This window comes from Arenibacter sp. S6351L (assembly GCF_023016025.1).
Classification (GTDB): Bacteria; Bacteroidota; Bacteroidia; order Flavobacteriales; family Flavobacteriaceae; genus Arenibacter; species Arenibacter algicola_B.
Window position 1 is genome coordinate 1 of record NZ_JALKBB010000056.1, and the last position, 9,322, is coordinate 9,322.

General features: G+C 38.8%; 8 protein-coding genes and 1 tRNA gene. 8 read left to right on the plus strand and 1 reads right to left on the minus strand.

From position 1 onward, the window contains the following. Positions 1–35 precede the first annotated feature (35 nt). Positions 36–1,196, plus strand: a complete 1,161-nt coding sequence (locus MWU82_RS23545; RefSeq protein ID WP_247098161.1) for a sialidase family protein — start codon at positions 36–38, stop codon at positions 1,194–1,196. Positions 1,197–1,307: 111 nt separating this feature from the next. On the opposite strand, the gene MWU82_RS23550 is transcribed toward MWU82_RS23545, so the two are convergent. Continuing rightward, positions 1,308–1,380 (minus strand) — tRNA-Phe (locus tag MWU82_RS23550). 101 nt (positions 1,381–1,481) lie between these two features. Between MWU82_RS23550 and MWU82_RS23555 the strand changes: the two genes are divergently transcribed. From MWU82_RS23555 to MWU82_RS23585, 7 genes are all read left to right on the plus strand, one after another. Then, entirely contained in the window at positions 1,482–2,210 is a 729-nt protein-coding gene (locus MWU82_RS23555) for a type III pantothenate kinase (RefSeq protein ID WP_215949437.1), read from the plus strand. Next, positions 2,211–3,473, plus strand: a complete 1,263-nt coding sequence (locus tag MWU82_RS23560) for a hypothetical protein (RefSeq protein WP_215949436.1) — start codon at positions 2,211–2,213, stop codon at positions 3,471–3,473. Between the two features lie 37 nt (positions 3,474–3,510). Then, entirely contained in the window at positions 3,511–4,881 is a 1,371-nt protein-coding gene (locus MWU82_RS23565) for a hypothetical protein (protein WP_215949435.1), read from the plus strand. A 1-nt stretch (position 4,882) separates the two neighbouring features. Then, positions 4,883–5,500, plus strand: coding sequence for an LPS export ABC transporter periplasmic protein LptC (gene lptC / locus MWU82_RS23570; protein WP_215949434.1), 618 nt, complete (start codon positions 4,883–4,885; stop codon positions 5,498–5,500). After that, entirely contained in the window at positions 5,493–5,696 is a 204-nt protein-coding gene (locus MWU82_RS23575; protein WP_031445465.1) for a hypothetical protein, read from the plus strand. Before lptC ends, MWU82_RS23575 begins: the two co-directional genes overlap by 8 nt. A gap of 2 nt (positions 5,697–5,698) precedes the next feature. Next, the gene (locus tag MWU82_RS23580) at positions 5,699–6,991 is read left to right on the plus strand and encodes a hemolysin family protein (RefSeq protein ID WP_281502469.1); all 1,293 of its coding nucleotides are present in this window, start codon (positions 5,699–5,701) and stop codon (positions 6,989–6,991) included. 105 nt (positions 6,992–7,096) lie between these two features. After that, a complete protein-coding gene (locus MWU82_RS23585; RefSeq protein WP_247098162.1) occupies positions 7,097–9,214 on the plus strand; it encodes a peptidylprolyl isomerase in 2,118 nt (705 codons plus the stop codon). The last annotated feature ends 108 nt before the right edge of the window (positions 9,215–9,322 follow it).

A 9,322-nucleotide genomic window follows, 5' to 3' on the forward strand; every position in this document is an offset into this window, starting at 1 on the left:
TTTTTTTTTTTTTTGAACCCTAAAGAAGGAACCAAATGATTAATTCCAACACATTAATGAAGCGATGTTTATTTCTTCTCTTGTTTGTTTCTTGGACATCTCCCTTATTTTCCCAATCGCCAAAAGGGGGAAAAGAGCAAGAAAAAACCTTGAATTATATTTTTGAAGGAGGTAATGAAGGTTATAAATGTTTTCGCATTCCGGCTGTAGTTACAACAAAAAAAGGTGCTTTATTGGCTTTTGCCGAGGGTAGGAAAAATGGCTGTAGCGATACAGGAAGTATCGATCTGGTAATGAAGCGGTCAACAGACGGTGGAAAGTCCTGGGGCAAATTGGAAGTACTTTGGCACGATGAAGGAAATACCTGTGGAAATCCTTCACCGGTAGTAGATCGTACAACGGGAGATATTTTTTTATTGTCCACCTGGAATTTAGGGGAAGACCATGAATCGGAAATAATAGCCCAAAAGAGCAAGGACACTCGCAGGGTGTTTGTAATAAAATCGGAAAATGAGGGCAAAAGTTGGAGTGCACCCAAAGAAATCACTTCAGACGTAAAATTGCCCAATTGGACGTGGTATGCCACAGGACCTGGGTCTGGCATACAAATTCTTGGAGGTAAGTACAAAGACAGGTTGGTAATCGCAAGTGATCATATTGAGGCGGTAACCAAAAAGTATTATTCGCATACCATTTATTCTGACAATCATGGGAGCACATGGAAGTTGGGAGGAAGTACTCCCCTTGATCAAGTAAATGAATGTGAAGTAGTGGAACTTTCCAATCATAGTCTAATGTTGAATATGCGTAATTATGATCGGAATATGAGCAGTAGGCAGCTTGCCTATAGCGATGACGGCGGGGAATCGTGGAAAGACATGCATCATCATGAGTCTTTGATAGAGCCAATTTGTCAGGCCAGTACCTTGCGCTTTGATTTTAAAGGTCAGTTATATGTTCTCTTTGCAAATCCGGCAAATGCTAAAAATAGGGTGAATATGACGCTAAGATTAAGTAGGGACGATGGAAAGACTTGGCCGGTTGAAAAACAAATTTTTCAAGGTCCTTCTGCTTATTCGGATTTGACCTTTATTGATCGGAAAAATATTGGTATATTATATGAAGGTGGATATAAAAGTGCCTACCAAGGAATAATTTGGGAGTCGGTAAGCATAACAAAACTCTTGGAAAAGTAAAATAGGCTTCTTGGGCCAATATTTAGTACTAAATAATAAAGTAGTTTATAATTGAGGCAAGCAAAGGGGGTAAAAATAAAAAAAGCCCTTGATAATCAAGGGCTTTTGAGGTGGTGCCTCCAGGAATCGAACCAGGGACACATGGATTTTCAGTCCATTGCTCTACCAACTGAGCTAAGGCACCAAACGCTGTAAGCGGGTGCAAATATAAATTCAAATTTAGGATATACAAACAAAAATGAAAAAAAAGGTTTTTGTTTTTTTAAGTTTTTTGATCTTTACAGTATGAACTTGATTGTAGATGTGGGTAATACCCTAGTAAAAATGGCGGTTTTCGATAATGGTAAAATTATTTCCTATCGAAAAATTCCCTGTGCAGATTTTGCAAAAAGTGTGAAATCTATTTTTGCCGAGTACTTTCTTATTCAAAATGCCATTGTTTCCAACGTAGGAGGGATGGGCCATGAGGAAATAGCCATGTTATGCGTCTTCTGTAAGGTTCATGTCCTGAGTTACACCTCCAAAACTCCCTTCAAGAATTCCTATGCTACCCCCCAGACCCTGGGTGTGGACAGAATTGCCCTTGCAACAGCGGCCTTTTATCATAACCCTAAAGGAAATACCCTGGTCATAGATGCGGGCACCTGCGTAACCTATGATGCCGTTAACGACTATGGGGAATATTTGGGCGGGGCCATTTCGCCGGGAATAGCCATGAGGTACAAAGCTATGCACGAACAAACGTCCAAATTGCCGTTGTTGAAAAAAAAGGCCATAATAGACTTTATTGGAAACACTACTGAAACTAGCATGCATAGTGGTGTTGTCAATGGCATTTGCAATGAAATTGACGGAATAATTGATCAATATAGAAGTAGATTTGTCGATTTAACAGTTATTTTAACAGGAGGTGATGCTCAATTTTTGTCAAAACGATTAAAAAATACCATATTTGCGCATTCTAAATTTCTCCTGTTGGGGTTATACCATTTGTTAGAATACAACAAGCGCTAGATGATCAAAAATTTTATTATTGCAATTTTATGCGTAACTTCGGTAAGCATATATGCTCAGAATAGTACTGCTTCCCCCTATTCTTACTTTGGTGTTGGGGATTTAAGGGCTACCGGCACAGTGGAGAATCAAATGATGGGTGGGTTGAGTGTTTATACGGATAGTATTCACATCAATCTTAATAATCCCGCAGCATATAGTAAATTGGGGTTAACGACGTACACAGCGGGACTATCACGTAAGGAGTACAGGTTTGAAACCAACGATTCCAAAGAAAATGCCTCTATTTCAAATTTGGACTACTTGTCATTAGGGTTTAATTTGGGAAAAGGCTTTGGTCTTGGTTTTGGTATTATGCCGTATTCCTCCGTAGGGTACAATTTTCAATCTGAAAGAACCACTTCCCAAGGACTCGTATCCGAATCGTTTAATGGAGAGGGAGGTTTAAACAGGGTTTATATCTCTGTTGGCTATGAACTTTTCAAAAACTTAAGTTTAGGGGTTACCAGTAATTTTAATTTTGGGAACCAGATTACCAATAGTTATCAGACTGTTGAAGATGTTCAGTTTGGTTCTTTTAACAAGATAGAATCCAGGATTAAGGGCTTCGATTTTAACTTTGGAGCCAGTTTTACACCGGCCATTACCGAAAAACATACTCTTTTTACCAGCATTGTAGTAAATACCCAGGCCAATTTGGTTTCTGAAAATACTAGGACCATAGGTTCATTTTCCACCGTTAGCGGTAGGGATATTGAAGTAACAGAAGTGGATTTGGAAGCACAGGGCTTGGCGCGTACAGGGGTGCAGATTCCAACTACCGCCACACTAGGGGTGGGTTATGGTCAAGATAAAAAGTGGTTTTTAGGGGCGGAATATAGTTTTCAGGAATTAAGCTCTTTTGAGAACGAGCTTTCGCCTGCTAGCAATTTGGAGTACCAAAATGCCCAGACCTATAGACTTGGCGGATATTACATCCCTGAATACACCTCTTTTACAAGTTATTTGAAAAGAGTTACCTATAGGGCCGGAGCAAAAGTCTCCAAATCGGGAATAATAGTAGATAATAAGGAGATTAATGATTTTGGCATAACTTTTGGATTAGGTTTACCACTGGGTCGTAATCTTTCAAATATTAACCTCGGTTTTGAACTTGGAAAAAGAGGAACCAAATATGGGGATTTAGTAGAGGAAAGTTATTTCAAAGTTAATGTGGGCCTATCTTTAAACGATAAATGGTTCATACCGAGAAAAATTAATTAAAAATTATTACTTTAACCACCTTAAAATAAACAGACAGATGAAAAAGAAACTCTACATCACAGCGATAGCCGCCATGGGATTTGTGGGTTTAGGGCATTCCCAAGCTCAAAACCCGGAGTGTATGACCAATCTTTCCATTTACACGGAGCATGTGAAAGTTAAGAATTATGAGGCTGCTTATACGCCATGGAAAATGGTATATGAAAATTGCCCTACCTTAAACTGGGCCAACATATTATATGGTGAACGGATTTTAAAGGATAGGCTTTCAAAATCTACCGGGGCAGACAAAACTGCCAATATTAATGCCTTAATGGAACTATATGATAACAGGATGAAGTACTTTCCTGCAAAGACAGACGTTGCGGAGACCATTATAGATAAGGTATTGTTGAAATATGATGAGAAAATGATTACCGATGAGGAAATCTACTCTCAGCTAGACAAGGCTTTTACAGAGGATAAGGCCAATTTCAAAAATCCTAAGGCCTTGTATTTGTATTTCTCCAGCTTGGTAGATTTAAACAGTGCCGGCAAAAAGGATGTGGAGGAAGTATTTGAGAAATATGACAACATCACCGAAAAAATAGATGAGGAAAATGATAAGCTTACAGAGGTTATAACCAAACTTCTTCCTAAGGAAGATGCAGGTACTTTGACTTCAAAAGAGAAAAAGCAATTGAGTTCTTACAATAGTTATTCTGAAAGCTATGGTAAAATAGCTGAAAGTATAGACAGCAAATTGGGTGCCTTAGCGAACTGTGAAAACTTGATTCCTTTGTATCAAAAGAATTTTGAATCAAAAAAAGGAGATATAACCTGGGTTAAGAGAGCTGTTGGAAGAATGTACAGCAAGGAGTGTACTGAAGATCCAATGTTCAAAAAATTATTCGAGGTACAATTGGCCTTGGAGCCTTCCGCCAGTGCATATATGTATGGTGGTGCCCTAAAGAATAATGCAGGAGATACCAGTGGTGCTATTGCAGATTTCAACAAAGCATTGGAGTTGGAAACCGATTCCAGAAAAAAATCCAATATCGCTTATAAAATTGCTACAAGTTATAGAAGAGGTAGTAAGTCTACTGCCAGGAGTTATGCGCAAAAAGCTATTGATGCCAACCCTTCCAATGGTAAGGCCTATTTGTTGATTGCCAGTTTGTATGCGGGTAGCGCCAATGAATGTGGTAGCACTCCATTCGAGAAAAGGGCTATCTATTGGAAAGCTGCAGAAATGGCCCGCCAGGCAGGTCGTGTGGATCCAGCTTTAAGTGGTAGGGCAGGTCAGGCAGCCGCTAGTTACTCAGCCAAGGCGCCATCCAAAACGGATATATTTAATTCCGGTATGGCCGGTAAAACAGTAAGTTTCTCTTGTTGGGTAGGTGGTAGTGTAAAAGTGCCCAACCTATAAGATGAAAAAAAAAGATTTATATAATTTAAGGAGCATTGCCATAGTTTTTTCTATGGCAATGCTTTTTTATTCCTGTGCCGATAATTATAAGAGAGTTGGGGACGAGGCTATAAAAAAGATATTTCCTAGTGCTGTTGCGGAGGAATTTACCTTAACTTATACGGAGACCGATGAACTTGAAAAAAATGAAGGGGTTGTTACTGCACATGTTATTGCCGTGTTAAAAAGCCCGGTCAGCAATGAATTTGACAATCTGCTTTTCCCTTATACAACTTTCCCCGATGGACTCATTTTGGAGTTTTTTGATGAAAAGGGAGAAAAGAGCACTGTTACTGCAGATTACGGAATTATTTATTCCAGTACTAATTTAATAGATTTGCAAGGTAATGTGGTTATGGAATCCAGTGATGGTAAAAAATTGGAGGCACCACAATTATATTGGGATAGGGCCAATGATTGGATTTTTACCCAACAGAAATTTAAATATACCAATCCAGAGGAAGGAACTATAATGGATGGTGAGGGAATGGATTTTAATAGGGATTTTAGTTTTTTTAATGCTAATAAGACCTACGGTTATATGAGTATAAAAGAAAAGAAGATAGAAGAAAATGATTAAGATTTTAAGATATACGGAATACCTTTATTTGGCAGTGGCCGTAGTGTCCGTTTTTGAGGTTTACGAACAGTGGAACATAGATAGGCAAAGGGCCTATTTGTTTGTTTTCTTTGGAATTGTTTCCATAGGGATGTTCATTTTTAAGAAGACCTATAGAAAAAGATTTGAAGAGCGTCAAAAAAACAATAAACAATAATCTTGGAGGCATATATTGTCATTATCATTGTTATTTCATTGCTGTTTTCGGCTTTTTTCTCAGGAATGGAAATAGCCTTTATTTCTGCGAATAAAATTCACATAGAAATAGAAAAGAAGCAGGATGGATTTATGCCAAAGGTGCTGACGCTACTTACCAAAAAACCTTCCAAGTTCATTGCTACCATGCTTATTGGCAATAATATTGCCTTAGTGGTCTACGGACTTTTTATGGGGGATCTGCTTATGAGCCTATTTGCGGGAATCGAGTCGACCCCAGGTGGCTTTTTAAGTTTAATGCTTACCGATTTCAGTTTGGTTACCCAAACCGTTATCTCTACCTTGATTATTTTACTGACCGCGGAGTTTTTGCCCAAGGTATTATTTCAGATCTACAGCAACACTATGCTGAGGTTATTGGCAATACCGGCCTATATTTTCTATGTGTTATTTTCTGTAATATCGGATTTCGTTATTTGGATTTCCGATATAATTCTTAAGGTGCTCTTTAAAACAGATGGGGATGAGGTGCAATTGGCCTTTAGTAAAATAGAATTGGGAGATTATATCACCGAGCAAATGGAAGCTGTAGAGAAGGAAGACGAGGTGGATTCCGAGATACAAATTTTCCAAAATGCCTTGGAGTTTTCAGGGGTAAAGGCCAGGGAAGTAATGGTGCCCAGAACAGAGATTGCGGCAGTGGAACTTCATGAGACCCCTAAAAATTTGGCAAAGCTTTTTACAGAAACAGGTTATTCCAAAATATTGGTATTCAAGGATACCATAGATAATATTATTGGTTATGTGCATTCCTACGAGCTTTTCAAGAAGCCCAAAACTATAAAGAGTATCCTACTGCCTGTAGAGTTTGTTCCGGAAACAATGCTAATCAATGATATTCTTAATATTTTGACCAAAAAAAGGAAGAGTATCGCAGTAGTTCTGGACGAGTATGGTGGTACTTCGGGGGTTATGACGGTCGAGGATATTGTGGAGGTGCTATTCGGAGACATAGAGGACGAACATGACACTACCGATTTGTATGAGGAACAGATAAATCAAAACTCCTTTAAGTTTTCGGGTAGGTTGGAAGTAGATTATATTAATGAACAATATAAATTGGAGCTTCCCGAAAGTGATGAGTATGAAACATTGGGAGGTCTGATCATTAATGAAACCGGAGAGATCCCAGAAAAAAGCTCCGAGATTAAGATCGGTAATTTCCTTTTTGTGGTGTTGGAAGTTTCAAGTAATAAAATAGATATGGTGTCCTTGGAAGTGCTTGACGATGAATAGGCATTTGAGGGATTTTTTTTGGTTTTTTTTAGTTTTTATTATTTCAAAAGAAAGTAGTAATTTCGCCTCCCGATAGTAACGGGATAAATTTAAACAGTTTACATAATGGCAATTTTAGAGAATATAAGGAAACGAACTACCGTTTTAATTTTAATCATTGGTTTGGCTTTGTTCGCATTCGTAATTTCAGGAGTGTTCAGCAGCAATGAATTGGGTGGTGGAAAGGTTGGTTCTTCCGTAGCAGAGATCAATGGGGACGAAATTTCCATAGATCAATTTAGAAGGGATGTGGAGGCGTATTCTAGAATGGCCGGTCCAACTTCTTCTTCAATGCAATTGGTCAATCAGGTCTGGGATAGGCAGGTTAGGAATACCATTCTTGCTCAGCAATTTGATGAGTTGGGTATTAATATAGAACAGGATCAGATAATAAACTACATCAAAACTATTCCTTCCTATGTTCAAAATCCTGAATTTCATAATGCCAGCGGTGTTTTTGATGAGAATAAGTTTAGGGAAGCGGTGGCCGATTGGAAAGCAAACAATCCAGGTCGTTACGCTTTGTGGTTACAGGATGAACAGGCCATTATTCAGAATGCAAAGGAGCAGACTTATTTTAACCTTATAAAAGCAGGTGTTGGTTCAACCCTGAAAGAAGGGGAATTGGATTATAAATTGGCCAATGATAAAGTGGATATTAAGTATGTGCGTGTGCCTTTTTCCTCTATTCCTGATTCTTCCATAGCGGTTACCAAGAAAGAGATCGAGGCATATATCAATGATCACAAAAAAGATTATAAACAAGATAAGGCCAGAGATTTAGAATTTGTCTATTTCGAGGAAAAGGCTTCTTTGGAAGATGAGAATGCTGTAAAGGAGGAAATTAACAAACTATTGGAGGATCGCGTTGAGTACAATACTCAAAAGGACGCAAACGATACCATTAAAGGTTTCAAGAATACCACTGATATGATTGCATTTTTGGATAGAAATTCGGATATAAAATTCGATACTATTTTTAAGGCTAAGAAAGATTTGCCTGCTAAATTTGCGGATACGCTAATGTCCTTGGAAAAAGGAAGTATGTTCGGTCCTTATCGCGATGGGGATTACTTTAAGGTATCCAAAATGATGGATAGAAAGGCAAATGGTACGGTAAAATCCAGTCATATCCTAATTTCTTATGCAGGGGCTCAACGTGCCAATCCAGAGGTTACCCGTACTAAAGAGGAAGCTGAGAAAAAAGCTAAGGAATTACTGGTAGAGGCAAAACGAACTGGGACTGTTTTTGCCGAATTGGCCAGGGATAATTCAGACGGACCTTCTGCGCCCCAAGGTGGTGACCTAGGATATAATCAGGAAGGGGTAATGGTAGCACCATTCAACGACTTCACATTTAGTAATCCGGTTGGAGCCATAGGTTTGGTAGAAACAGATTTTGGATTCCACATCGTTAAGATAGATGATAAGCAGGATATTGTTAGAATTGCCACTTTGGCAAGGGAAATAGAGCCGTCCGAAGAAACTATCAATACCTTGTTCACCGAGGCGACCAAATTTGAAATGGAAACTACCTCGGATAAAGATTTTGCTGTAGCAGCCAAAGAAAGTAATTTCGTGGTTAGGCCGGTAAATAAAATTAAGGAAATGGATGAAAACCTACCAGGACTTTCGGCACAACGTGCCATTGTTCAATGGGCTTTTAACGAAGATACCAAATTGGGTGAGGTTAAAAGGTTCAATATAAACAATGGTTATGCCGTTGTTAGGTTGACAGCAAAGTATGCTGAAGGGCTTATGAGTGTGGAAGACGCATCAGCTTTGGTACTTCCAAAATTGCGAAAGGAAAAAAAGGCGGCACAAATCATAGAAGCCAATAAGGGTAAAACTATGGATGATTTCGCCAAGGATAATAATGTTATAGCTTCTACAGCTTCTGCTTTGACTATGAAATCCCCTATCATCCCGGGTGCCGGATCGGAGGCTTTCGTAGTTGGTACTGCCTTTGCTATGGAGCAAGGGGCTACCTCTGGTTTAATTAAGGGCGATAGTGGCGTGTATATGCTAACGGTCACCAAAAAAGAAGAGGCTGCCAAATTGGATAACTACAGTACCTATGCCAATAACTTACAGGCCAGTGCTGCCGGTAGAGTAAACTTCGCCGTTTACAATGCCTTAAAAGAATCTTCTACTATAGAGGATAAAAGAGCAACATTTTATTAGTAGAACCTAGGTTCTGAGTCGTCCTAAAATAGGTTGACGGTTTTTAAAGAATATATATTAGACCTGTGAATTTAACTTCACAGGTTTTTTGTTATGTATAAAATTAGG